Source organism: Clostridium sp. AF17-21AC (assembly GCF_003461365.1).
In the GTDB taxonomy this organism is placed as follows: Bacteria; Bacillota; Clostridia; order Lachnospirales; family Lachnospiraceae; genus Coprococcus; species Coprococcus ammoniilyticus.
Genome location: NZ_QTWY01000003.1, coordinates 333,143 through 357,803 on the forward strand (window position 1 = coordinate 333,143; position 24,661 = coordinate 357,803).

Sequence of the window (24,661 nt, forward strand, 5' to 3'; positions counted from 1 at the left end):
TTACCATAATAATTAGCAGGATTCATTGATGCAGACTGCTTGTTTGTGCTATTATATCTATATATTATATTCCGTATAAACAGAATATATGCATGAACAGAAGCATGCAGAAATGCGGGCAGTCAAGCAGTCTGGCATAAGAAAATAATGAGAGATTAAAAGGAGAATGTATACAAATGGATTACAATAGCCTGAGCTTAAAGATGCATGAAGAAAATAAAGGAAAGGTTGAGGTCATTTCAAAGGTAAAGATCAAGGACAGAGATGATCTAAGTACAGCATATACACCGGGTGTTGCAGAGCCATGCAGAAAGATCCGTGACAATAAGGCTGATGTATATAAATATACATGTAAGGGCAATATGGTAGCGGTTGTTTCCGATGGAACTGCAGTTCTCGGACTTGGCGATATCGGACCGGAGGCTGCGATTCCTGTTATGGAAGGAAAAGCTATCCTGTTTAAGGAATTTGGTGGAGTAGATGCATTTCCCATTTGTCTTGATACAAAGGACGTAGATGAGATCGTAGAAACCGTAAAACGAATCGCTCCTGTATTTGGCGGTATCAATCTGGAGGATATATCAGCACCAAGATGTTTTGAGATTGAGAGAAGATTGAAGGAAGAATTGGACATCCCTGTATTCCATGATGACCAGCACGGAACAGCTATTGTTGTATCCGCAGGTCTGATCAATGCACTGAGGTTGGTAGGTAAAGATTTTGATAAGGCAAATGTTGTAATCAATGGTGCAGGCTCAGCCGGTATCTCTATCTGTAAGCTGCTTCTTCAGCTTGGCATCGGAAATGTAGTTCTGGTTGACAAGCAGGGTGCACTCTGTCCGGGTCAGGACTGGATGAATCCGGCACAGGCAGATATGGCAGAGATCACAAATAAAGACAGACAGACCGGAAATCTTGCAGAGATCATGAAGGGGAAGGATGTATTTATTGGAGTATCAGCACCGAATATCGTAACGGCAGAGATGGTAGCATCCATGGCAGCCGATCCTATCGTATTTGCTATGGCGAATCCGACACCGGAGATCATGCCCGAGGAAGCAAAGAAGGGTGGCGTTCGTGTTATGGCGACTGGACGTTCTGACTATCCAAATCAGATCAACAATGTTCTGGTTTTCCCTGGTATCTTCCGTGGCGCACTGGATGCAAAGGCTACAGGAATTACAGAGGAAATGAAGATGGCAGCAGCAAAAGCAATCGCATCAATTGTAACCGATGAAGAATTAAATGAAGAATATATTATTCCGGGTGCATTTGATGACAGAGTAGCAAAGGTGGTTGCCAAGGCAGTTGCGGATGAAGCACATAAGCTTGGTATAACAAAATAATAAAGGCTTGCAGAAATGTCCACTGGCAGAAATGTCGTGGTAATTCTTATAAGGTAAGCAGGTTTTGACAGAAAGGAGACCTAATATGACAGATGATTTTGTGACACTTACGATTGAGAAACAGAAGAATATTGCACTGATCGCACATGACAGCAAAAAGGCTGAGATGATCGAGTGGTGTAATGATAATAAGGACATACTGAAAAATCATTTTCTCTGCGGAACCGGAACAACAGCCCGGATGATCGCAGATAAGACAGGACTGCCGGTGCGAGGTTACAACAGCGGACCATTAGGCGGTGATCAGCAGATCGGTGCCAAGATCGTAGAGGGCAGAATCGACATGGTGATCTTCTTTTCGGATCCTCTGACAGCACAACCACATGATCCGGATGTAAAAGCGCTGCTTCGTATCGCGCAGGTGTATGATATTCCAATTGCAAATAACAAGTCGACTGCAGATTTTATGATCAATTCCAAATACATGGATCAGGAATACGATCATAAGGTGATCAATTTCAAGAAGAATATCAGACAACGTGCAGAAAGTCTGTAAACGGTATATCTTATAAATTTACAGGAAAGACAAACATATAAAAATAAAAACAGTGCCTGGTTTTAATACTGTCAGATTCACGGTGGATTCGTGGAAATGGTTGTATCGGTCAGGCACTGTTTTTGTATGCAGAAAAAAATGAAAAGAAAAAACGCTCTGCGCAAAAAACAATTTAGAAATTCTACTGCTGGTTAGAAAATGCTTCGTTGGTTTGTTCTATAAAAAGACAAATTTTGACAGAATACAAAAGAGAAGGTTGAAGCATATTAATCCGGAAAGCAATATGGAGAAAGATTAGTGAAGATTAACAGAACGTTTCTAGGACAACGGTTGAAAGAAGCAAGAAAGAAAAAAGGTCTTACCCAGCAACAGTTGGGAGAATTGACTGAACTCAGTGATAAATATATCAGCAGGATCGAAACAGGTAAGGCAGATATGTCACTGGATTGTTTTGTTGCATTGATCAATACGTTGGAGATATCTGCTGATTATGTTCTTCAGGACAGTTTGTATATGGATTATGAAATTGGGGATGACGAGAAGAAAAAACATATCTCATATCAGAGATTTGGGGCTGAGAAAACAGAACAGTTGTTATATATGCTTGATAAACTTACAGCAATGATGAAATAAGTACAAATTATATTATGGGGGGGAATATTATGATTCGGATTGCGGTTTGTGATGATGAGCAGCATGTTCTGGACGAGATCAGTCAGATGACAGCAACGTATATGAGAAACTGTAATTTCAATTTTCAGATTGATACATTTTGCAGTGGCGAGGAGCTGCTGATGGAGATCGACCAGAGCGGGATGTATCAGATCGTATTTCTGGATATTGAGCTGACGGAGATGAATGGGATCCGGGTGGCAGTACAGCTTCGGAAACAGTATCCATCTATGCTTCTTGTATTTGTGTCCGGGTACAGTGAATATTATCGGGCGGCCTTTGATGTCCAGCCATTTCAGTTTTTAGATAAACCGGTAAATGAACAGACCTTTCTTCCTTTGCTTGACAGAATTATATGTCATGTCAGAAACAATATGGAAATTCTTCCATTCTATTATAATCGCACGTATTACGCTATTAACATTGGAGATATTATTTATCTGGAGAGTAACCGCCGGGTGATCACGGCTGTTTGTGTCTCCGGAATATTTGAATTTTATGATAAACTTGAGAATCTGGAAAAATATCTGGAGGAGCACCAGCAGCATTTTGTCCGGATCCACAAATCCTATCTGGTCAATACCAGTCATATCAGGGAGCTTCGATACTCAGAAGTTATCATGAGTAATGGGATGGAGCTTGCCATCAGCAGAGACAATAAGAAATATGTCCGGGAATATTATATGGACTGGATCGGGGGAGCAGGCATTTGAGTTCTATTCTGTCGCTGGCATCTAATCTTTTTTATATCTGGACAATCCGGTTATTTGGAAGTTCTGGCTGTATATCCGGAAAATGCAGGAAAATAGCCGGGAAATCTCAATATCCATGGAAACAGGCGGCTGTTACAGGCATTTATCTGGCAGTGTTTATGATCGCTGCGGAAAAGCTTGTTTATCGTTATTTTATTATGGTTGGAAGCCATGCTGATGTTGGAAAAGAAACTTTTATAAGGCTTCAGATATCTGCTGTATCTATTTCAAGAATTATCCTTTTAGTATTTATAAAATTGAATATTCTGGCGTGGAGAATGCTGTGGAGAAGTCATCATGCAAATGTTGGTGCACCCGATATGGATGAGACTTGTCCGGATCCACTACTGGTCTTGCAGTATAAGGTGACGTTTGGAGATTTTGTGGAGGTATTTTGTGTTCCGGTAATAACCTTGGCATTGTTTACACATTTTCGGACGGCATGTGGAGGAAAACATTTTCCGGCCATTGTACTGCTTCTGTATGCGGTCAATATATTATCCAGTAACCTGTATCGTCAGGAAAGAAATGGACAGATACGGGAAGTGAATGTCCGGACGATGCGTGCGGAAGCAGAACAGTATAAGGCATATAGTTTTTCTCTGGGAAAGGTCTGGCAGGAATTTCGGAAATTTCGTCATGACCTGAAGAAGCAATATATGCTGGAATGTGTGTATCTGGAAAATGGTCAATATGAGCTGCTGCATCAGGAATATGAAAAGGCACTGGCAGTTGTGGTGGCAAAGGAGGTGATTTCCGGGCATGTTCTGATCGATGCAATTTTGTCCTATAAAAAGCGGGAAGCATCCGAACGGGGAATTGAGATCACGACATGGATATCAGTGCCGATCGATCTTGCGATCAATGACCATCATTTGAATATGCTGCTTGGAAATATACTGGACAATGCCGTAAAATATACGATTCGTGGGGGAAAAATAGGGATCAAGATTTTATATGACAGGAGCAATCTTATGATCGTATGCAGGAATACGATCAAGGAAATGACGGCAAACAGCATACAGATCAGCGGACCAGTCGGTGGGGCAGAAAAGCAAATACCCGGATTGCGTAATGGGCAGGCGGAGCGGAATCCGCATGGTCTGGGGCTTCAGATCGTGCAGGAAGTAGTGGCATTTTATAATGGAACATTTGAAATAAAAAAGAGTGAATTCGAGTATGTAGTGCGTGCTTTTTTGGAACTGCAATACCAAAAGTTACATTGAGACATGCTATTTATTACATCAACGGTTTTGGGCAGGTGCTTTTTTGTATAGTGATGTTACGGGATATGTGAAGGGATTCCGATAAACAAAATGGAAGGAGGGTAGTGACAACATAAAAAAATAAACCAGAAAAATTTATAAGATGTCAAAAATGGTGCAGGTCCGGAAGCACAGCATATCGGGAGATTCGCTTAGCTGCTTCAGGTCTGCACTGTTTGTATGTATTGATTCAGACATAACGTTCAAACGTCAGATAGATCCTGCCTTTACGGGTTTCATGTCCACAGCCTTTATAGATGAATTTGCCATAACCGCGGATGGACAGAGTATCCTCCGGTTTTAGGTTATAGCTGTTATTTTCAAGAATGCGATTATTTAAAAATACTTTTTTTTCACGGAACAGGGCGACAGTCTGGCTTCTGGAGAGCTTCGTGATAGAAGCAATGGCAGCATCGATCCGTTCTGAGGCGGCAATGCACTGAAAATCTTCCAGTGTTGGTACAATATCCGGCAGGTCATCATCCGGGCAGATGATACAGCGGACATTGGTATGTTTGATGCGGGTAAGATTATCAGTGATGTAATTTGCGATCGAAGATACACAGAACACATAAGCGGTATTTCGTTTTCCGCTTCTGGAGGATTCTTTCATAACAATATCACCGGTCATTTCACGTTCAATACCGAGGTTCATCAGAGAACCCAGAACGTCGCGGTGAGTCAGCTCGTCTGAAAATTTGTCCAGTAATGGTGTGATCTGAAGTATGGTGATCGGAAATGGAAGTTCATATCCGGTCATATCCTCTGATCCAAAGCGGATCATAACACGGTCACATCCTTCCCGGCCACCGAAAATCTGATATGGTACATGGTTGATGTCCGGCAGGATAGAATAGAAAATATCCAGATCGGATGCAGACAGAAAATTTGTAAAGGTATAGATATTCTTCTGATAGGCTTTATTTGCAAGATCCTTGAATCGTCCCTGTAATAATGCATCTGTATTCATGTGGTTTTCCTCCTGCGCGGCTGTGTTGTGTTCTTTCAATCTATGTAGAATGATAGGATTATTGGAACAATTTGTAAAGGGGGGAAAGAAATCTTAACTTTTTTGAAATATTCTTGACAAAATCTATACAAACGTATATATTGTGTAAAGCGTCTGGCGCGATAGAAGAGGATTCCGAATACGGGGTCAGTAAGATTGTGACAGACGTTATATATTTGCATAGTATTTTTTTCGAAAGATGAGGAGTTCAGTTTTGAGCTCCTTTTTCTTTATATCTGACGGAGAAATTAGGTATTGTTACATTCCGGATTTTATTTTTTAAGAAGAAAATATAAACGCTTCGCGATATAAAAAAGTATCCTGAACAAAAAATGGCATTTTTCACAATATTTTCAAATTTTTGCTGCTGTAAAAAATCGTAAAATGTCGAAAAGTATCGCACGCAAATCAAATTTTATTTGATTGAATTTGGCTGTTTGAGTAAAGAAATAGTAAATTTGACAAAATGAGACAGGCAAAATCCGTCAAAATATTCATAAAGCTATCATATATAGTAAAATTTGTGCAAAAAGAACCATAAAACCCGGAAAACTTTATTTATTATGCAATATTTACAAATTTGAATGAATTTGTTATCATAGCACCATAAGAGATGGACAGGAAATAAAAACGAACATCTTGAAAGAAGTTACTACAGTGTAGTAAGTTAAAAAAAGACAATTACTTAACATTTGAATAGATATGATGGAGGATTCCCAATGCACGAATTCGTATAATCCCTATATTACGATGTAATGTACCCCATAACCCCCAAACCCCCCCAAACCCCCCCTTTTTGGAATCCTCCATGACCTCTCCTTTAAGAATGAGCCTCAGTATTAATTACTGGGGCTCAAGCCCTTTCTATACACAATTTTAATTTCTCCCGGGTTTTTATTTATGATTTAATTGATATAACAGACTGAATGGTATAAATCGCTCTCTGGATGTCGATACTCTTTTATAAAGAAAGAAAACGGGAATGGCTTATATGTGTGGCGGTTCCTTTTTGTATGAAAAGAGGTATAGGGAAATGTTATTTAATAGAAGAAACAGGACTGCAGATCAGGAATATCCGGGGATGCGCTCAAGCCGGAAGCATGGTGTGGATAAGAAGCATCATTTGGGTAAAAAGAAGTGCGTGGATATGGTTCAGGCGGAGCTGGTGGAGCATTATCAGGATTATATGGAAGAATTTGCGGATGAGCTGTCGACGTTTGGGGTTGTGCAGGAGATGGAGAAGGACCGGGAGATGCTGGAGGATGAGCAGTAGTTTGCCTGATTCGCATATACTCCTGCGCAAACTCGCCTCCGGCTCAAACATGCGCCCGCATATGCTGGCAAGCTGTATTTTATAACGAAAATCTTACTTATATTCATTACAGGGGATGTTCAACTAGATAATGCATCTGTGAAAAAATATGAGTACAAAGGCAATTCGAATATCTACAAAAGCAAAAACTATTCGCTTAAAATAGTGTGAATTTCTGTTGGGTGGCTGTCGTTCAAACACTAAAATGCAAGAGCGCCAGCCACTTTAAATTTTTTACAAATTCAAATGTAACAAATACTATTATTGAACATTCGCATTATACAGTTCCTTAAAATAAGAATCTGTATGTAATAGTTCTTCAAAAGTCCCTTGTCCGACAATCTTCCCTTCTCTAAAGAGAATAATTCTGTCAAAACCGGCAATGGAATTTAATCTATGTGCAATCGCAATGACCGTTTTATCTTTCATTTTTTGCATAACCGATTTCATTACAATCTCTTCTGTTAAATTATCCATTGCAGATGTTGCTTCATCCAAAATGACAAGTTCAGGGTTTTCAAACCACAAGCGGGCGAAGGCAAGTCTTTGTTTTTCTCCACCTGATAAGCAGGTTCCTTTCTCACCAATTTCAGTATCTAAGCCTTCCGCAAGATTCTCAACCAAATGAGATAGTTGCACTTCACTCAATGCGTCCAGCATTTGTTCTTTTGACACGTTCTTTTCAAATACCAGATTTTCTTTTATTGTTCCATCAAAAACGGGAACATCCTGCGATATATAGCTGACTTTGTCATACAAATTATTAAGGCAAATTCCACTTAACTCCATATCACCTAAGCAGATTTCTCCCTGATTGTATTTTAGTAATCCCAGTAATATCTTAATCACAGTGGATTTTCCAGAGCCACTTTCTCCTACAAAAGCTATTTTTTGTCCCCTTTTTATGAACAGGCTCAAATCATCAATAATTTTCCGTTCTTCATATTGGAACGATAAGTTTTTTATCGCTATTTCACCAATGTCCGTATTAATTGCGTTACCATTTCTTAATTGATTATCATCTTTTAAATCTAAAAATTCTTCAAATCTCTTATAGGATGCCTTGTCCAATTTATATTGAACATAAAGTACATTAAAAATAGCGATCGGCGTGTAAGCATTTTCAATCAGCGCAATGAGTGCAACTATAGAACCCACTGTAAGATTTTTTGTTTTCCATGCGTAAAATAAAATACTAATATCTAACATTGCCACAAGTAGCGCAAATATTGTAAAAAATGCTTCATGAATCATATTCATTTTTACTTTTGATGAAACAATATTCTCTTTGGCACTACGAGTTTTCTTTATTTCACTCGGAAACTGTTTGCTCATACGGAATACCAACATTTCCATAAAGCCCCTGACCAGAAAATGATTGAATAGCTCCTCACTGTTCAAAATCTTTTCTTTTATTTTGTATAGAAACTTTAGTAGAATATTGGTTATTATAAAAATAAGCATATAGCCTACAAACAAAATGTAAGTAATTATTTTATCAATCTTCCAAATAAAATATACACTAAAAACAATGGTAGGAAGTAAATCACGAATCAAACGTAACCAGAAATTGAATACTACATTTCTGCCTGCGGATGAGCCATTCTCGATCCTTTGAACAAGTTTTCCAGTACCTATTTTCTGATATTCCGTATAATCGATTGTACTTATTTTTCTAAGCGACAAAAGCTTAAAATCCAGATAAATACCATACTCCAATTTCTTTTCTGGATAATTATCCAGATAATTCATACAATAATTTACCAGCAAAATAAGACCGTAGGTTATAACTCCTGCAAATGTAAGTGTTCCAGTCGCCAATCCGTCAATAACCTTCTGAAAATAGTCCGTCTTGTAATTAGCCATAAATGCATTAAATATACCTAGTCCAATGTAAGCTAATACCCATATTCTGTTATTCTTTAGAATTTCTTTTATATAGCGCATAACTGTACTCCTTTATATATTGTATTTCAATCATTTGGACAGTACAGTTAACGACTGCTAGCAAGTTTATTTTCACCTCAGCACAATCTGCCAACAGTTTACATCAACTGTACTGAGTAATTATCTCGGATATATTTCATATCGTTCTCACCTCTTTCAAATAAAGTATTTCCGTTAATCTTATCATATCAAGTCCCAATATTCTAGCGCCATTTCTATAATTTGTTACCAGATTTTCTTTCCCTTATTTTCCCTTATGAGAGTTCGTAAATAAGGGGAGAACGATATAACACGATACAAAATGTAATGAAAAGGACACTTAATAGTATAGTTATAGTTTGGGTGTGATTTTAGGGCTTGCTTAATTTGAAAATGCATGTATAATTATCATATAGAAATACTAGGAAATAAAACGTTGAAACAGGAATGGCTGGAGAAAGAGAAAATAAACAGCGAGATAAACTGGGATAGAGTGAGAAGTTTTTACAGCATAGGATAAAGTTACAAAGGAGACGAAGATATGGCGAAGTTGATTACACCGGAGATTTTTCAAAAGAATACAGCAGAAGATTATTTGAAAGCGGCGATCGATACGGCGGAATGGATCGATACGTTGGCGATTAAGACGGAATATGGAAGAATCTGGCAGGCTCTGCCGGAAGGACAGGATGGATACCGGGAGGATGTTCCGTTATTTACGCCGAAGAGTATGTATGACGGTTCGGCAGGTATTGGTATTTTCTTTATTCGGCTGTATGAAGCAACCGGAGACACACGCTGGCTGACTGAGGCAGAGGAAGCAGCGGCGCATATCATTGCAACGAAGGTTGGCGTGGAATGGTATCAGACGACGCTTCATTCAGAGGTAAAGGGTATTATTCCGGTTCCGGGCTGGGCGGTAGGCCCTTACAATGGCCCGGTTGGTGAGGCATATTTCCTTGAAGACCTGTATCAGGTGACAGGAAAACAGGAGTATCGGGATTATGTATTATATGTTGCAGATGTCCTGCTTGAAGCAGCAGTAACCGATGAGAGAGGACTGCATTGGAGTGATCAGGAGGATATCACCGCAGATGGCGGATTTATCGTATTCTTAGATATCCTTTACCGTAAGACCGGTATAAAGAAATATCTGGAGCTGGCAAAGGAAGGACTTACATATGCAATGAATATCGCAGTTGGAGATGAAACCGGACGATTGATTCCATATCAGGATCATCCGGTAACAGGTCCGACGTATGACAAATATTATCTCAGTACATGTCATGGCCCGGTTGGAAGTACGCAGGCATTTCGTGAACTGTATGAGATTACCGGAGAGGAGATCTACCGGAACTGGACGATCGAATTATCGCGCGGTATCGTCCGTGCCGGTGCGCCGGAGAAACATTCCTGGGGCTTCTGGAACTGCCAGTGCCAGTGCTGTGGAACAGCAGGTATTCTGGAGCATTTTGCTGCCATGTATGAATATACCGGAGAGAAAGAGTTCTATGATTATATGATCCGTACGGCTGATGTGATGCTTTCCGATTCGGATCACCGGACACCGGGACTTCGTACCTGGTATGACAGTTGGTGGAGAACGATCCCGACCAGAGTTGTGAGCTATCCGGGACTGTATGTTGGTGTGGCAGGTTGTGCATCCTCGCTACTTCGTACCTATGCGGCGCTGACAGGTAAGAAGCTGACCAACCTGTACGAATATCATTTCTTTGAGAAGTTTTAAGCGGAGCCTTATATAAAAATGTAGATCATGCTTCTAAGGCTACAGTGATTTCGGTAATGTAGTCTTGCGGGTCTTCGGCAGTGAAGCTATCTATAACATTGTGTTCCAGATATTCAGAGGAAGTATGGATGTTGTGCTCATGTTTAAAGGTCATCAGGCGGTCGTAAGTATCGCCGATCGTATCCCAGTGACCGGTGTGGTAGGCGGTGAGATATTTTCCTGCAGGCAAGGTATGGACAGGAAGCCCGTAAGGCTTGTTATCTAACAACAGGGCGACATTATCATAGACAGCGTACTTATCTGATTCGATATGGGAAGCATGCTGGAAATATGCCATATCATAATCATTTTTAAAAGTAGAACCGACCGTTAGCAGAAGATTGATCAGGTCATCGGTTTTTCGATACAGTTCAGCATCTGTAGCGGTCGGTGCTTCTGCATAGAGATAGTATCGTTCCGGGAAGTCAGCAATAAAGATGGCTGTCGGATCGATCTGCATAGCGAAATGGATCTTGCTCTTTTGCTGCGAGATCCATTTTTCCATGGAGCGTAATTTGGCAATCTCCGTATTGATCTGATGTTCACGTTCTTCTAATATATGGAGCATCTTTGCCGGATCACGGTTGGCAAGCTGCTGTTTGATCTCTTTTAACGGCATACCGAGGTCTTTTAATAAAAGGATGGTGTCAAGGATCTCGGTCTGATAGATCGAATAATAGCGGTAACCATTTGGCTGGGTGAGCTCCGGCTGAAATAAACCAATCTCATCATAATGAAACAGGGTTTCTTTTGTTATTCGCATGATCCTGGCGAACTCGCCGGTCGTCATATATATCTTTTTATTCATTTGAATTTCCTTTCATTTTCAAAATTACACTTGACTATAGGGTTACCCTATAGTATATGCTTGGCTTTGTCAATTAGAAAAGTGTTATAAAACGGAGAGGACTTGTTAAAATGGGTAAATCATTAAATCGTCGCATTACGCCATGGTCGCTGCTGAGCTTTGCAGCACCGTCAATCATCATGATGGTATTTATGTCGTTGTATACCATCGTGGATGGTATCTTTGTATCCCGATTTGTCGGAAGTAATGCATTATCATCGTTAAATATCGTATATCCCGTAGTAAATGTGGCGATCGCCATTGCCATGATGCTGGCATCGGGTGGAAATGCGATCATTAGCAAATATCTTGGAGAGGGAAATAAAAAGAGAGCATGTGAGAGCCTGACTCAGTTTGTCACGGTATGTATTCTGGTCAGTCTTGTGATCGTGGTGATCAGTCAGATGTTCCTGACAGAGATATCCAGACTGCTGGGTTCCAATGAAGTGCTTCTGGCAGACTGTAAAAGTTATCTGGGAATGGTGAGCTTATTCATTCCTGCCTGTATGCTGCAAACGTTGTTTCAGATGTATCTGGTCACAGCGGGACGGCCAACGATGGGCTTGCTGCTTATGATCGGTGCAGGTATTGTAAATGCTGTTCTTGATTACGTATTGATCGTGATCTGTGATATGGGAGTTGCAGGTGCGGCACTTGCAACAGGAATCGGTCAGTGCATTCCCGCGATTGCCGGACTTGTATTTTTCATGTTCTCCAAAGGTGAGCTTCGGTTTACCGGATTCAAACTTTCCTTGCGGGAGCTTGGACATGCCTGCTATAACGGTTCTTCAGAGATGGTATCAGAGCTTTCAAATTCTGTTGTAACGGTATTGTTCAATCTTGTTCTGATGCGTCTTGCAGGAGAAGCCGGAGTTGCGGCTATCTCGATCCTGCTGTATGGACAGTTCTTATTCAATGCATTTTATCTGGGATTTACAATCGGGATCAGTCCGATCGTTGGGTTCCAGTATGGTGCAAAGGATAAGAAGAAGCTTCGGAGTATTTATAAGATTGCATTCCTTTTTGTGGCGGTATCGGCGATTATTCTGACGGTTATCGCAGAGGCGCTTGCGACCTGGATCATTACGGTGTTCACACATGATCCGGCAACATTTGAACTGGCAGAGATCGGATTCAAGATCTTTGCGATCAATTTCCTGTTCAGTGGATTAAATATCACATCCTCCGGTTTCTTCACAGCCCTTTCAAATGGTAAGGTGTCGGCGATCATTTCATTCAGCCGGACATTTATCTTTACGGTGTTAAGCCTTCTGATCCTACCGCATTTCCTTAAGATCTATGGAGCATGGCTGGCTGTACCGATCGCAGAAGCGGTGACGCTTCTTGTGACTGTGCCATTTCATAAGACGTATTTTATCGGCAGGGGCAAGAAAAGTTATTTGTGGTGAGAGATGGAAAGTGCTTTTTATTTTTTCTGATATATATGCATGCGGATAAAATCCACCAGTTCATGATTGATCTGCTCGTTCTTTTCTTCGGCTTCCATATATTTCGGGAGCGGCAGATCCGGCTGGCATTCGCCGCAGATATCGATGCCGCATACGGTTTCATGGCTTAAGATGATGCCAAGCAGATGTTCCAACATGTCAAGTGACATGTCGCCCTGATTCCAGTTGGTTTCTGTGAAACGGGTAGAGAGAACATCTTTATCAATAGAAATATAAAATGGGACACCTGAGAGGATGTTTGCTGATTTCTTTCGGGCAGTCCCATTTTTTAGTTCTTCAGCAGAAAAGGTCAGAAGACGGTCTTTGCGTACTGCATCAATCTGGAAAATGTCGGCTGCTTCCGGTCCGATCAGAATTAACTGTTTCAGATTTGGATTCTGGTCCAGAACAAGCCCCGCCCAGTCACCACAGCTCATCATTCCGTCAACGAGTGGTCGCTGCATATCTGTATGGTGGTCGAATACTACGAGCGAGAACGGTCGTTTGATCTGGTCGGTTGTTATCTTTGTTACATAATGAAAATTCCCGGAGTCAATAAAATGGATACCGTTGATTCCATATGGCATGATTCGTTTCCGGATCTCGGCAGCGGCTTCATCTGAACAATACAGGGCGCAGCCTTCAATGTCAGAGCAGTCGATCCAGTGAAACCGTGGGTTATCCTTCATATCTTCATCGCAGTATACATGCGTAAAATCCAGGATGTAGTTGTTTGGTTTGTTATTCATGGGTAAGACTTCCTTGTAGATGTTTTTTGATTGTAAGTAATTGTTTTTATTATAGCATGATTTGAAATACAGGAAAAATCTTCTGCATATTTTGTGAAATTCCATTTTGAGTTTATTTCGTGCTTCGTATAAAATTTTTATTTTATTTGTTATATTTGATATAATTATTTTGATTTTAATTTATTTAGGGGAGAAAAGAAATGATAGAAGAAATTATAAAAAAAATACTCGAAAGTTGGGATGGATATTGTTCAGAGATTATTATTGGACTTGTCACGACATTTATAACTGCTTGCATCGTTTGGCTATATAAAAAGATTAAAAATGCTCCAAAGAGTTTGTATGAGCTTTTAAACAATATAGATTATAATAGTAAAGACTGGAGAGAAGATCTGGCTAAATCACTCGGAATTAATGAAACGATGAGAGAGCATTTTCCGGAATATAAAGATTATTTACTGATACAGTATGGTTCATCTGTAATTCCAGATAGTAGGCTACATGGTGATTATGATTTCATAGTTCTTATGTTAGGCTTTCCTAAAAATGAGAATAGATATATGCATAATAAAGGAACAACTGGCGAAGTGGCAAATGAAAGAAATAAGAGTCAAATAGATATCGTATATCGAGATTATTTATCATTCCTTTTTGCCGCGTCAGCTGGAATGCCATATGAAAATAGTGTTATTTCTGAGGGTAAGTTAATAATTGGACAGGAAGGATACTACCAATGGATACTAAATATTACTAAGAATATACTTTTTGATCGAGACTTTTTGATTAGAAGATTTAAGGATAAAATAGCAATTGAAAAACAAGAGTTTCTCAAATGTATAAATGAACATGAAAAATATGAACATGATAAGTATTATGTGATAAGGTCCGGTTATTATTACATTACTTCTCTGTTGCAATTAAAGCGGTTAAAAGAGCTTGATAAGGTAATTGTCCAAAATCAGGTTACGGAATTAGCAAAAGTGAGAAACTTTTATGATGATATCAAAAGTATAGAAATTAGAGAAAAATATAAGCAGTTGGTAGAAAATCTAAAGCGTAATAAGGACGTGCATGCCATAAACATTGATGATATTAAGTCGATTTTAAAATATTTGGAGGAGTAGCATGAAGTTAAAAGATATTTTTCATTCTTTAAGTAAAAAGAAAGATCCAAGTGTAAACATTTTTACTGAAAGTACATTAAGGACAAGTTTTTATGAGGAATTACAAAAAAATGGATGGTGTGAAATTGTAAATGATAAGCCGGACAATTTGTTTGAGTTAATTACATTTAATGTAAAGAAGACGAAGAAAATATAAGTAAAAGCATTGTGAGTGATGAAATCTGATTTAAATCAGATTTCTGATTAGAAACATTTATATTAAGTGTTAATAATTGAGAAAATAAGGAAATATTAATCTATATCATTTTTCCATCATACAGAAAAATTCCTCTGCATACATTGTAAAAATGAGATTTGCAGGGGAATTTTTTTGAGAGATTATATTGAAGAAAGAGCAGAAGAAATTGGACAATATATCGTAGAAAGCGGAGCGACTGTCCGGCAGACAGCAAAGAAATTCGGAGTAAGCAAAAGCACGGTACATATGGTAGTAATAAAAAAGAACTGTATAGAAATATTATATATATGGTTAAATGATAAAAGAGAACGAACCATCAATTTAGATGTGTATTCGTTCTTTTTCTTTAGAAAAATATTGATTGTAAATATTCAAAATGCTATGTTTATTTAATAAAAGGTAAGTAAGAAGGTGCAGGATATGCTAAATAAAGTACAAAAAGCGGCATTTGATTTGATTCAATCAGATGCACGATTTATATATACGTTAGTTGACATGCAAAATAACGCTAAAAATATTAATAGTAATTATGTAATGATGAGCATACCGTATATAGGAATTTTTGCGGATGGTGCGGAACAATGGTGCAAAAAAATTGGACTAAATGCACCGAGATTTAATGATGAAGAAAAAGAATACTATGTAAAATTAAGACAAGCTCACAAATTGTTTGAAATGTCATATGAAGAATATGAAACATTACTATTGGATAAATTTCATGAAAGTGATGAGTATTTTTACAATATTCGAAGCTTACTTGAAAAGATAATTGGTTATTATAATGTGGGAACGGATTATTGTAATGGAGCAGTTTGTGGCAATACTATTTTAGGTGCAATGTATATGCCGTTTAATACTTTAGAAGATGAAAAAATAGGTCCTAAGATCAGAGATTTGAGCATTGTTACTGGGAAGCTTGCGGCCTATTTCTTGGATACAAATTTAGAGCCATTTAGTTATGATGACAGAAATAATATTGTCAAATATCGAGATTATCATTTTTTTAGAAATAGTCCAATCAAGTTGAAAAATAATTTAGGATTTGTTCTTTTTTGTATTTTGTGTAACATCAATTATATAATAGAGTTCCTTGATAAATATTTTGTTGAAGAAATACCTCAAAAATTTAAATATGCATATTTACAATATTATTACATATGTGATTTTATAGAAGAATTGAATAGTGCAAATAAAACAAATTATCATATAGATAAAACATTGAAAAATAGGTCATTACGTAATTGCTTTGCGCATTATGGGTTAGGACAATTTTTGGAAGAAATAGAAATTAATGAGAAAGACGTTTTAAAAGGATTAACAGAAAAAGCGTTTAATATGGATTATTTTTCTTGCAAAAATTTATTATATAAATATTTGGTGGATTTAAAAAGTCAGATTGAAGAAACGATATTTTAGAGAGGGTATGAAAAACATGGATGAGAAGAATTGGAGAAAGCGATTCAAATATCGTGTTGATTTATCATCGAGAGTCACTCATTTAACAAAGGGAGAGACTGCTGAAGAAGCATTTCGTAATTTGATAAATATTCTTGAAGAAAGACAAATTAGAGGAAGTAAAACAAGTAGTGGTTTTATTTGCGGAAAAATTCCAGCAGTTTGTTTGCAAGAGGCTCCGTTAACAGCCATTGCTGAAAACTTGCAATATGAAGAAAAATTAAGAAAAGAAGAAAATCATAAGATAAGGTATTTAGGATTTGGAATAAGATTCCAAAAAGACTTTATTTACAAGAAAAACGGAAGACCAGTTATATATGACGAAACAAATCGGGCGAAAGAGTATTTGCCCGAGAATGAATGGTGGCGAATTGTAAAATTGGATTTGTCGAATAAAGAGCATATTATAGATTGGACACATGAGCGAGAATGGAGAGTTCCGGGAGAACTTTGCTTTGAGTATTCACAATGTGAAATAATAGTACCAAGTTCAAAGTATTATAAAAAATTTGTGAAATATTGTTTGGACAAAAACAGAGAAGATATTTTATTAAAAATTCGGGGAATAGTAGTCATAGCAAGTGTGTATTTTTGAAAAAGAGGCTGTTGCAAAATAGACATCAATGATTTTGCAACAGCCCATTTTTAGTTGTTGAAAGAATTTTGGATAATATCATCTAATGTGTGAGCAATTCCGGAAAAATCCTGATTTAAATTCAATGCACGCACGGAAATCTGATTTCCGCTCATTTGGTATGTATTATTGGGAATAACATTTTCATCAGTCTGGGCATAAAGGAGCATTCCGGAAACGGTATGTTCCAGCTTTCTTAATTCAAATTCCTTATTTTTCACATATGTAAAAATCTGATAGAGGTTATTGGAATGCAAAGTGTTTGTCCCATATTGCTGCTGAGTCATATGTGAATAATATTTTGCATCGATAATAAGTATATTGTTTCCTTGAGATAACATAATATCGGTTTGCATTTTAGGAAGCAATTGGTTCTCAGAATCATCAAGTTGCCAGGCAATCTGTGATGCATTGGCAGATAGTTCTGGATGTTCTTTACGATAGTATTCGAGCAAAAATTTTTCATATAAACGGCACATACGTTGTTCGTCAAAAAAATCCATTATTTTTGTGGTACCGTCGTTCTGTGTCTGTAGAAGTCCGTTATAAATCAGATAACAGATTCCAATTAACATTTGATAACTTTGATTGGAACAATTATAATGTTGGTTCCAATTTACAAAACGTAAATCAATTTCGTTAACATCAGAAAAAAATAATAATAGATTCCGAAGACTCTTTTTTCGTGTATTTGTGATATTGGCTTTAAGAAGCATTAACATTGTAGATTTAATAATCTGGTTAAATTGTGTATTAGTTGAAAATTCATCGTATATACAAATCATTTGCTTCTTCAGTAGAGTCTGAGTTTTAATGGATTCAGAAATATTAAGCCTTCCCTGTAGCGTAGAAAGAGATTCTGATTTTGACAGATAATCTCTTCCTAAGCCTCGTTTTAGCTGTACGCTAATGCCCTTATCAAGAATGGCTGCACATAATTCAGCGGTATTATGAAATTTTTCTGTAGCCAGATCTTTATAGTTTTGTGCTTGTAATGCTTGAAAAGCGTAGGACAGCATATAATAAATATTTTGTACAGGAATCATTTAACAGCACTCCTTAATCGATCGCCCCAATCTATGACGTTGGCTGGTTCATCAAACCAATATTCTTTTAAAAGTGGAATTAATTCGTATTCTACAATGGATGACAAAGTTTGTGTGTTAACTGTCTCTGGTGTTAGACTACAAAAATAACTGTGACCAATACAGAATCCTTCACCCAGAGAGATGTCTTCTGCTATCTTGGAATTCAACTGTTTCACACAGGCAATTAATTTGTTAAAGTCATCACTTTTTAGAGAATCTTGGTAAGCTTGAAAACCAGGTGCATTAAATCCAGGTTTCATAGTAAAAAATGAAAAACGTCGTCTTAAAGCATAATCTAACATGGCAAGGCTGCGATCAGCAGTATTCATCATACCGATAATATATACATTTGCAGGTACAGAGAAATTCTCATCAGAATATAACAATTGCAGTTCAATACCACGCTTATCTTTTTCAATCAGCATAAATAATTCACCGAATATTTTACTTAAATTACCACGATTGATTTCATCAATGATAAAGAAATAATCATTTTCATCATCTTCTTCAGCCAGTTTGCAAAATTTGTAAAAAGAGCCCTTTTTAATTGTGAATCCATTTTCGGTTGGTCGGTATCCTTCAATAAAATCTTCGTATGAGTAACTCTGGTGGAATTGGATCATTTGAACACGGTCAGGATTTTTTGCACCCATAATGGAATAAGCAAGTCTCTTGGCAGTAAATGTTTTTCCAACGCCAGGTGCGCCTTGTAAAATAATATTTTTCTTCATTTTTAAGACATTTACCAGTGTTTTATAATCTTGTTCATTCATATACACATCTGAGAGAAAATCTACAGAAGAGTAAGTTGGATAGTCTATTTCTGGTTGTGTGTCTACATCATCCAATTCGTCTGGAGCAAAGATGGCGGTAAGTTTTTCAATATAATCTGTGTATGGAGTGATATCAGTTAAGCGTTTAGCTACTGCATTACCAGGATGTTCCCATTCACCAACTTGAAGCCACTTTACAGTGCGGACATTTTTATATTCTTGCCGAAGATCATCAAAGACATAACCTCCAGTGACAATACCTTTACCAACAAGAGTGTTGCTGCGTTTCGCAAAAATCACATCATTAACTGATACTGTATTCGCAAAATTCCATGCCATCAAAGCCTGATTTTTTCGTGAAGTGCTACTGTCGTACACATCTATTAGTTCTTGACGGAGAGCTTCTTTGGAAGCAAATTGGGAATAATCACCGATATCGTCCATACCTAAAACCATGATTCCTTTTTGTTGGCATTCATTCCAACTTTTATCATCAAAGACGGTATACATCCAGTAGTGAGTTTTATGTTTTTTATCGGAAAGAGTATTTGTGTCAGAATCATCAGTGTCATTAGTATATCCTACATTTTTCCCGTAAATATGAGCAAAAACGACTCCTGGAACATTGCATTTTCTGGCATATAATGAAATTTGTCCCATGCGAATGAAAGGAATATCACTTGGTTTTTGATTTAGGAAATGCAATACTCTTAGCTGAATATCTTGACCATAAAATGGAGCGAATAATGCTGGAAAGAGCATTTGGTAATATTTCATGCGCCATACCATATTGATTCCTGGGATATGTTCCAGTTGTTTATAGAGTTGTTCATAATCTTCTTCAGAATCTAAAGGACCAAAAGAAGATATTATTTCAGCACCTTCAATCAGGTCGTTGCGCATTTCATCTGCTTTTTGTATTGCTTCAGCTTCAGTAAGAAGCACAGGCTTTAATGGTGAGCCACATGTCCAACTCTGATTTTTCTTATGATAAAATAATCCAAATTTGTAGGCTGCTCCGCCGGAAATACTTCCAAATACTTCACGAATATCTTTGTCCATTTCAAGCATATAGCAGAGATTGGTTTTATTTCCTTCGTCATTATAAAACAAAGAAGTTAACAAGTTCTTTCCAGAAAGAGATTTTAAGCGTTCTATTCCAAAAAGATTCATAAAATTTTCTCGTAGCTCATCAGCCTTGTGAGCAAATGAAATCCATTCTGGAGTCTGAGATTCGCTAAAAAACCATTCAGGAGAATATTTCCCGGATCCATTTTCTGTTATCTGAATGTTTGACATAATATACCTCCGAATTTATAAACTAGAATTAGTATATCATTTAACTGCAGCAGTGTCATAGATTATCGAAAAATAGAATTATATTGATATTGAAAGAGAAGAGCAAGATCCACCCGGGTAATACCGTATCGTAATAATCGTAGATAATATTCGAAAATTAAGAATACTATATTGGCTGCATTGAAAATGTAAGCAGGTAAAAATTGAATATTTTTTACAGAGCATCTGGCAGAAGCCGGGTGCTTTTTTTGAAAATTTTTAAAGAAAATATCATGTAAATGGTGCGAAAATCTTTGATGGAAGCTAATTAGATGAAGATGAAATTGAATCAAGAGGATGAAATAGAATATTCATCAAGAATAAACTTGTTAAACACAGGTGGATCTTGCTCTTGTATAAAAATTCAGATTAAAAAGAAGAAAGAATTAACAAAGATCGAGATTCACTAGGGACGACAGTATCTTAATTGGTTCTCTGTTTATCTTTAAGATTATGGGGAATTTTGGGATGTTCAGTAATGAAATTATGAAAAAAACAAAAAAATTTTGATGAAGGGGCTGTATTTTATGCCCTCTCCCTTTGTATATATAGAGGAATAAATTTTTGCGGATATAAAATTCAAAAATATATTGCCTCAAATATTGAGAAGGTGAGGAAGAAACAAATGAAATATTTGTACATGGATGAGCAGGAGTGGCAGATGCAGTATTATCAATTTCCAAAATTCTTGTTGGAATTACCGATAAGTCAGAATGCAAGAATTATTTATATGCTGTTATATGACCGGGCCAGGATATCTCGGAAAAATAATTGGACAGATGAGTACGGAAGAGTATACGCAGTATTTCCAATTGGAGAACTATCCCAGAGAACCGGGAAGTGTAAATCTTCTGTAAAAAACGCTTTGAAAGAGCTAGATGATGCAGGACTACTAGTTCGGAAATTTGGTGGATTTTCAAAACCAAGACATATGCATGTAATGATACCAGACAAAGTAGAGATTTCCGGAAAGGCACAATTACAGACAGATATAAAGAAAGCCGATATAGAGCTGAAAAATGAGCCTTCATATGGTCGGAATGATAACTCTACGAAGGATATAAATACGGCATCTAATAAAGTAATAGAGAAAAATAATACAAGTAATAAGTATGGAGTAAGTAGTTACAGTATAAAGAATCAAAAGATGAATTATGAGTGTGGGGAGGGAGAAAGCCTTTGATGGATGAGATACAAACATATTTAGGTGCAGATGGACTGATGCATTGTACTGTTTGCAAGGAACCCATAGAAGCATTTTATCCAAAAGGTTCTTTACTTGAAATGAGAATGCATCACAGGCAGTGTGCGTGTGAAAGAAAGGCATATGCAGAAGAGGCGCAATATTATAAAGAAAAAGAGCATCGGGAACTAATTGCAAGAAATAAGAAAATCTGCTTTGAAGAAAAAGAAATGGAGGGTTTTACATTTCAAAATATAGACAGAGATAGTGGTGTTATAAGAATCGCGGAAGAATATGTAGCAAACTGGGAAAAAATGAAACAAAACCATATGGGATATTTGTTCTGGGGACCAGTTGGAACAGGAAAAAGTTATTTGGCTGCCTGTATTGCAAATGCATTACTGGAACAAGAAGTTACTGTGAAAATGACAAATTTCAATACTATATTCAATGATCTGTTCGCAGTTGAAGATAAGACAGAATACATCAGATCATTGAATGGATATGAGCTTTTAATTATTGACGATCTTGGTGTAGAGCGGAACAGTGAGTATGCATTAGAAAATATTTTCAGTGTGATTGATTGGAGATATCGATCAGGAAGACCTTTGATTACCACGACCAATCTTCCTTTAGTACAATTAAAACAGGAGACAAAGATTGAGAAGAAAAGAATTTATGACAGAATTCTGGAAAGATGTATTCCGGTAAAAATTGATGGAGTCAGCAGACGAGAGGCCATGGCAAATGACAATATGCAGACGATGAAAAACATTCTGAAAATCTAGGACTATTTCAGAAGAAATTTTCATAGTAATGGACAAAGAGTGAGCAGGGAGGAGGTGGAAGCTTCACCGTGGCGAAAAGAAAACTGAACTATCGATTTCATAATCCAAATCCGGTGGAAGTGACCGCCGATTACATATTGAAGGTGATGATAGAAGCGAATACTGAGAAGGTGGAGAAGATATTGCAAGATGAAATTAAAAATGATAAAAAGGGTGAAGAGTATATGGATTGAAAAAAGAAAGTATGATATAATGAATCAATTAATAAGGAGGGCGTAGCAATGAGAAAATTACGTTCTGAAATTAAACATAACTTTTTGAAACAAATTATATTTCGTTTAGATTATGAAGGACTTATGGAAGCTGATGTTGAAAAGTGTATTTTATCACTGCGTCAGAAATTTTATGATGCCGGTTTTGAAAAAATGGATAACAGAACTGAGAATCAGTTTGATGTACAAATAAAAATGGATTTAAACATTCCGGATGAAAATCAATTTTCTATAAATGGCAATAACAAAAGTATAGTATATAGTTTCTCTTCTGAGAAAAAAGAAATTTTAGAAATAAGTAAAAGTTTTTTTACGCTTACTGTAGACATTGACCAAAAATATGAAACATTTGATAAATATTTATCTTTGTTGGCAGAAAGCATTGAAACAATCAAATCAACATCCCCTTACTTTCAAGTGTTAAGAATCGGATTGCGGAAAATAAATATTTGTCTTTTAGATGATTTGGCTAGATTGTCAAATTATTTTACAAGAGCAGCATTCAACATAGATGATGTGATTAAACAATTTGAAGATTGCGATTGTGTGGCGTCTAATATGGTTACAGTTTTATCTAAAAATAATTATCAAATAAATTATGTTAGAAATATTCAAGAAGGTGTTATGCAACAAGACGATGGAACTCAAAAAACTATGTATCAAGTTGTTGTGGATATAGATGTTTTTAAAGAAGGAAATAGAGAAATATTATCTTTGTTATGCGATGAACAGATGATAAAAGACACTCTGGAAACACAAAATACAATTGAATTTGGTGTGTTTATTAAATCTTTGAGTGATGAATTAATTGAAACGTTAAAGCAGGATACATTTCAAGATACCGCAATTAAAGGAGTGATTTAAGATTATGAAGTTTGTATCACATAGTAAAAACCCTTATGAAAGACAAATGAAAATTGAAAAAAATGAAAATGTGAGTGGAAAGTTTGTATCTAAGTCCAGGGCGGGGACTATTCGTATGTTTGCAAATAATACCGCTAATATAAAGGGGAGAAAAGTTGCATTTAAGAATGTATGATATGTATTCTTCGGGAGGTAGTAATTCTTCATTTAAAAAAATAATTTTTTTTGAAGAAAAATTAGTTATTGAGACATATTTAATTGGTTATAAGCTTGAAGGTGAAGCTGTTTTGTTTTTTGTTCGTACAGATGGAGCAATTAGCTTTTCGGGAATAGTAGATTGTTTTTGTACGGTTGAGAATGATAAGGTTACAGAAATTTTGAAAAAGAATAAAGTTGATAAATTAGATTTTATTTGTTGGACACATCCAGATTTTGATCATTCTAAAGGATTAAAAGATATTATTGATATGTATGCTTCGGAAAAAACGAGTATTTGGATTCCAGAAGGTATAGATGCAAAAGAAATAACTTGCAGTCAAGAAGTACAAAAGCTTTTTGAATATTTAAGAGAATGTACGACTAATATTGTTTCAGAATATAATGTATATTCAATATCGGATAGAAAAGACATGATGTTTTATAATTCTGTTTGTTTTCAAAAGGATATGAATGGATATCCGTTAGAAATTATTTCATATGCACCTAATTCAAAAATCATTCGTAAACAAAATTATATGGATCAATTTATAAAGAATGATAGATCGATATTTTTTGTTTTGGCATTGGGAGATGTAAGAATTTTTTTAACAGGTGATGTTGAAGATGATACATTAGAAAAGATACCAAGTAATTATTTTGGAAATCATGTACATATTATGAAAATTCCTCATCATGGATCAGATAGTTCTGTTAAGATGTTGGATTTGGGATGGTATGAATGTGATGTTGCATGTTCTACGGTTTATAGAAAGGGTAGTAACAATTTGCCGTTATCGAATGTTATGGAAGAGTACGATAAGCGAACACAATTTTTGATGTGTACAGGGAAATCAGATAAAAATAATGAAAATGAAAACTATGGAATAATAAAAATTGAAACAGATATTTTGGCACACACATTTTCTACCCAGATGGAAGGAAATGCAGAATATTGGAGTGCTTGATTAAAAAAATAGAATTATTAAAAATCGAGGTGTTATTTGCAAAATAATAATCTCGATTTTTTGTTTACTATTT

Annotated in this window: 25 protein-coding genes; 19 read left to right on the plus strand and 6 right to left on the minus strand. The window is 36.6% G+C overall.

Features of this window, described 5'->3' with window-relative positions; all coding sequences use genetic code 11:
- The first annotated feature begins 176 nt into the window (after window positions 1-176).
- The 5 genes from DWW85_RS06610 to DWW85_RS06630 all read left to right on the plus strand — a co-directional run bounded on the left by DWW85_RS06610 (window position 177) and on the right by DWW85_RS06630 (window position 4,552).
- Entirely contained in the window at window positions 177-1,346 is a 1,170-nt protein-coding gene (locus tag DWW85_RS06610) for an NADP-dependent malic enzyme (RefSeq protein WP_117808079.1), read from the plus strand.
- A gap of 85 nt (window positions 1,347-1,431) precedes the next feature.
- Window positions 1,432-1,902, plus strand: coding sequence for a methylglyoxal synthase (locus tag DWW85_RS06615; protein ID WP_021944671.1), 471 nt, complete (start codon window positions 1,432-1,434; stop codon window positions 1,900-1,902).
- Window positions 1,903-2,199: 297 nt separating this feature from the next.
- Complete coding sequence (locus DWW85_RS06620) at window positions 2,200-2,535, plus strand: helix-turn-helix transcriptional regulator (RefSeq protein WP_021944672.1); 336 nt, start codon at window positions 2,200-2,202, stop codon at window positions 2,533-2,535.
- A 29-nt stretch (window positions 2,536-2,564) separates the two neighbouring features.
- Complete coding sequence (locus DWW85_RS06625) at window positions 2,565-3,287, plus strand: LytTR family DNA-binding domain-containing protein (RefSeq protein ID WP_173784027.1); 723 nt, start codon at window positions 2,565-2,567, stop codon at window positions 3,285-3,287.
- Window positions 3,284-4,552, plus strand: a complete 1,269-nt coding sequence (locus tag DWW85_RS06630; protein ID WP_117808081.1) for a GHKL domain-containing protein — start codon at window positions 3,284-3,286, stop codon at window positions 4,550-4,552. Before DWW85_RS06625 ends, DWW85_RS06630 begins: the two co-directional genes overlap by 4 nt.
- Before the next feature lie 229 nt (window positions 4,553-4,781).
- Here the strand turns inward: DWW85_RS06630 and DWW85_RS06635 are convergent, their stop codons facing one another.
- On the minus strand, window positions 4,782-5,561 hold the full coding sequence (locus tag DWW85_RS06635; protein ID WP_117808082.1) for a YlmH/Sll1252 family protein: 780 nt from the start codon (window positions 5,559-5,561) through the stop codon (window positions 4,782-4,784).
- A gap of 1,072 nt (window positions 5,562-6,633) precedes the next feature.
- On the opposite strand from DWW85_RS06635, the gene DWW85_RS06640 reads away from it, so the two are divergent.
- Complete coding sequence (locus tag DWW85_RS06640) at window positions 6,634-6,873, plus strand: hypothetical protein (RefSeq protein ID WP_117808083.1); 240 nt, start codon at window positions 6,634-6,636, stop codon at window positions 6,871-6,873.
- 300 nt (window positions 6,874-7,173) lie between these two features.
- On the opposite strand, the gene DWW85_RS06645 is transcribed toward DWW85_RS06640, so the two are convergent.
- Window positions 7,174-8,859 (minus strand): ABC transporter ATP-binding protein, encoded by a 1,686-nt coding sequence (locus tag DWW85_RS06645; RefSeq protein WP_117808084.1) that lies wholly within the window; start codon window positions 8,857-8,859, stop codon window positions 7,174-7,176.
- Window positions 8,860-9,379: 520 nt separating this feature from the next.
- Between DWW85_RS06645 and DWW85_RS06650 the strand changes: the two genes are divergently transcribed.
- Window positions 9,380-10,585, plus strand: coding sequence for a lanthionine synthetase LanC family protein (locus DWW85_RS06650; RefSeq protein WP_117808085.1), 1,206 nt, complete (start codon window positions 9,380-9,382; stop codon window positions 10,583-10,585).
- A 25-nt stretch (window positions 10,586-10,610) separates the two neighbouring features.
- Here the strand turns inward: DWW85_RS06650 and DWW85_RS06655 are convergent, their stop codons facing one another.
- Window positions 10,611-11,432 (minus strand): MerR family transcriptional regulator, encoded by an 822-nt coding sequence (locus DWW85_RS06655; RefSeq protein ID WP_117808086.1) that lies wholly within the window; start codon window positions 11,430-11,432, stop codon window positions 10,611-10,613.
- Window positions 11,433-11,542: 110 nt separating this feature from the next.
- On the opposite strand from DWW85_RS06655, the gene DWW85_RS06660 reads away from it, so the two are divergent.
- Window positions 11,543-12,880, plus strand: a complete 1,338-nt coding sequence (locus DWW85_RS06660) for an MATE family efflux transporter (protein WP_117808087.1) — start codon at window positions 11,543-11,545, stop codon at window positions 12,878-12,880.
- A 17-nt stretch (window positions 12,881-12,897) separates the two neighbouring features.
- Here DWW85_RS06660 and DWW85_RS06665 read toward each other — a convergent pair whose 3' ends face one another.
- A complete protein-coding gene (locus DWW85_RS06665; RefSeq protein ID WP_179960571.1) occupies window positions 12,898-13,668 on the minus strand; it encodes an arginase family protein in 771 nt (256 codons plus the stop codon).
- A gap of 200 nt (window positions 13,669-13,868) precedes the next feature.
- On the opposite strand from DWW85_RS06665, the gene DWW85_RS06670 reads away from it, so the two are divergent.
- The 5 genes from DWW85_RS06670 to DWW85_RS06690 all read left to right on the plus strand — a co-directional run bounded on the left by DWW85_RS06670 (window position 13,869) and on the right by DWW85_RS06690 (window position 17,080).
- Complete coding sequence (locus DWW85_RS06670) at window positions 13,869-14,792, plus strand: hypothetical protein (RefSeq protein WP_117808089.1); 924 nt, start codon at window positions 13,869-13,871, stop codon at window positions 14,790-14,792.
- A gap of 1 nt (window position 14,793) precedes the next feature.
- Window positions 14,794-14,988, plus strand: coding sequence for a hypothetical protein (locus DWW85_RS06675; RefSeq protein WP_117808090.1), 195 nt, complete (start codon window positions 14,794-14,796; stop codon window positions 14,986-14,988).
- Window positions 14,989-15,162: 174 nt separating this feature from the next.
- Window positions 15,163-15,423 carry a sporulation transcriptional regulator SpoIIID gene (locus DWW85_RS12905; RefSeq protein ID WP_242996069.1) on the plus strand — a complete coding sequence of 87 codons (261 nt, stop codon included), beginning with the start codon at window positions 15,163-15,165 and terminating at the stop codon, window positions 15,421-15,423.
- Between the two features lie 27 nt (window positions 15,424-15,450).
- Window positions 15,451-16,446: a hypothetical protein gene (locus DWW85_RS06685; protein WP_117808091.1), complete on the plus strand. Its 996-nt coding sequence runs from the start codon at window positions 15,451-15,453 to the stop codon at window positions 16,444-16,446.
- Window positions 16,447-16,462: 16 nt separating this feature from the next.
- Complete coding sequence (locus tag DWW85_RS06690; RefSeq protein ID WP_117808092.1) at window positions 16,463-17,080, plus strand: DUF2971 domain-containing protein; 618 nt, start codon at window positions 16,463-16,465, stop codon at window positions 17,078-17,080.
- A gap of 50 nt (window positions 17,081-17,130) precedes the next feature.
- On the opposite strand, the gene mcrC is transcribed toward DWW85_RS06690, so the two are convergent.
- Window positions 17,131-18,165: a 5-methylcytosine-specific restriction endonuclease system specificity protein McrC gene (gene mcrC, locus DWW85_RS06695; protein WP_117808093.1), complete on the minus strand. Its 1,035-nt coding sequence runs from the start codon at window positions 18,163-18,165 to the stop codon at window positions 17,131-17,133.
- Window positions 18,162-20,279 carry an AAA family ATPase gene (locus DWW85_RS06700; RefSeq protein WP_117808094.1) on the minus strand — a complete coding sequence of 706 codons (2,118 nt, stop codon included), beginning with the start codon at window positions 20,277-20,279 and terminating at the stop codon, window positions 18,162-18,164. Before DWW85_RS06700 ends, mcrC begins: the two co-directional genes overlap by 4 nt.
- Window positions 20,280-20,958: 679 nt before the next feature.
- Between DWW85_RS06700 and DWW85_RS06705 the strand changes: the two genes are divergently transcribed.
- From DWW85_RS06705 to DWW85_RS06720, 6 genes are all read left to right on the plus strand, one after another.
- Entirely contained in the window at window positions 20,959-21,501 is a 543-nt protein-coding gene (locus DWW85_RS06705) for a replication initiator protein A (RefSeq protein WP_347470672.1), read from the plus strand.
- Window positions 21,501-22,289, plus strand: a complete 789-nt coding sequence (locus tag DWW85_RS06710) for an ATP-binding protein (protein ID WP_117808096.1) — start codon at window positions 21,501-21,503, stop codon at window positions 22,287-22,289. Before DWW85_RS06705 ends, DWW85_RS06710 begins: the two co-directional genes overlap by 1 nt.
- A gap of 68 nt (window positions 22,290-22,357) precedes the next feature.
- Complete coding sequence (locus DWW85_RS12690; protein ID WP_181986522.1) at window positions 22,358-22,522, plus strand: hypothetical protein; 165 nt, start codon at window positions 22,358-22,360, stop codon at window positions 22,520-22,522.
- 48 nt (window positions 22,523-22,570) lie between these two features.
- Window positions 22,571-23,425, plus strand: coding sequence for a TIGR04255 family protein (locus DWW85_RS06715; RefSeq protein ID WP_117808097.1), 855 nt, complete (start codon window positions 22,571-22,573; stop codon window positions 23,423-23,425).
- A 4-nt stretch (window positions 23,426-23,429) separates the two neighbouring features.
- The gene (locus DWW85_RS12695; RefSeq protein WP_181986523.1) at window positions 23,430-23,600 is read left to right on the plus strand and encodes a hypothetical protein; all 171 of its coding nucleotides are present in this window, start codon (window positions 23,430-23,432) and stop codon (window positions 23,598-23,600) included.
- The gene (locus tag DWW85_RS06720) at window positions 23,581-24,588 is read left to right on the plus strand and encodes a hypothetical protein (RefSeq protein ID WP_147340899.1); all 1,008 of its coding nucleotides are present in this window, start codon (window positions 23,581-23,583) and stop codon (window positions 24,586-24,588) included. The genes DWW85_RS12695 and DWW85_RS06720 overlap by 20 nt, the downstream gene beginning before the upstream one ends.
- The last annotated feature ends 73 nt before the right edge of the window (window positions 24,589-24,661 follow it).

Bases quoted from the DNA above. Each gene is read 5' to 3' on its own strand.
- DWW85_RS06610 (WP_117808079.1), top strand. From the start codon at position 177: ATGGATTACAATAGCCTGAGCTTAAAGATGCATGAAGAAAATAAAGGA.
- DWW85_RS06615 (WP_021944671.1), top strand. From the start codon at position 1,432: ATGACAGATGATTTTGTGACACTTACGATTGAGAAACAGAAGAATATT.
- DWW85_RS06625 (WP_173784027.1), top strand. From the start codon at position 2,565: ATGATTCGGATTGCGGTTTGTGATGATGAGCAGCATGTTCTGGACGAG.
- DWW85_RS06635 (WP_117808082.1), bottom strand. From the start codon at position 5,561: ATGAATACAGATGCATTATTACAGGGACGATTCAAGGATCTTGCAAAT.
- DWW85_RS06640 (WP_117808083.1), top strand. From the start codon at position 6,634: ATGTTATTTAATAGAAGAAACAGGACTGCAGATCAGGAATATCCGGGG.
- DWW85_RS06645 (WP_117808084.1), bottom strand. From the start codon at position 8,859: ATGCGCTATATAAAAGAAATTCTAAAGAATAACAGAATATGGGTATTA.
- DWW85_RS06650 (WP_117808085.1), top strand. From the start codon at position 9,380: ATGGCGAAGTTGATTACACCGGAGATTTTTCAAAAGAATACAGCAGAA.
- DWW85_RS06655 (WP_117808086.1), bottom strand. From the start codon at position 11,432: ATGAATAAAAAGATATATATGACGACCGGCGAGTTCGCCAGGATCATG.
- DWW85_RS06660 (WP_117808087.1), top strand. From the start codon at position 11,543: ATGGGTAAATCATTAAATCGTCGCATTACGCCATGGTCGCTGCTGAGC.
- DWW85_RS06665 (WP_179960571.1), bottom strand. From the start codon at position 13,668: ATGAATAACAAACCAAACAACTACATCCTGGATTTTACGCATGTATAC.
- DWW85_RS06670 (WP_117808089.1), top strand. From the start codon at position 13,869: ATGATAGAAGAAATTATAAAAAAAATACTCGAAAGTTGGGATGGATAT.
- DWW85_RS06675 (WP_117808090.1), top strand. From the start codon at position 14,794: ATGAAGTTAAAAGATATTTTTCATTCTTTAAGTAAAAAGAAAGATCCA.
- DWW85_RS06685 (WP_117808091.1), top strand. From the start codon at position 15,451: ATGCTAAATAAAGTACAAAAAGCGGCATTTGATTTGATTCAATCAGAT.
- DWW85_RS06690 (WP_117808092.1), top strand. From the start codon at position 16,463: ATGGATGAGAAGAATTGGAGAAAGCGATTCAAATATCGTGTTGATTTA.
- mcrC (WP_117808093.1), bottom strand. From the start codon at position 18,165: ATGATTCCTGTACAAAATATTTATTATATGCTGTCCTACGCTTTTCAA.
- DWW85_RS06700 (WP_117808094.1), bottom strand. From the start codon at position 20,279: ATGTCAAACATTCAGATAACAGAAAATGGATCCGGGAAATATTCTCCT.
- DWW85_RS06705 (WP_347470672.1), top strand. From the start codon at position 20,959: ATGGATGAGCAGGAGTGGCAGATGCAGTATTATCAATTTCCAAAATTC.
- DWW85_RS06710 (WP_117808096.1), top strand. From the start codon at position 21,501: ATGGATGAGATACAAACATATTTAGGTGCAGATGGACTGATGCATTGT.
- DWW85_RS06715 (WP_117808097.1), top strand. From the start codon at position 22,571: ATGAGAAAATTACGTTCTGAAATTAAACATAACTTTTTGAAACAAATT.
- DWW85_RS12695 (WP_181986523.1), top strand. From the start codon at position 23,430: ATGAAGTTTGTATCACATAGTAAAAACCCTTATGAAAGACAAATGAAA.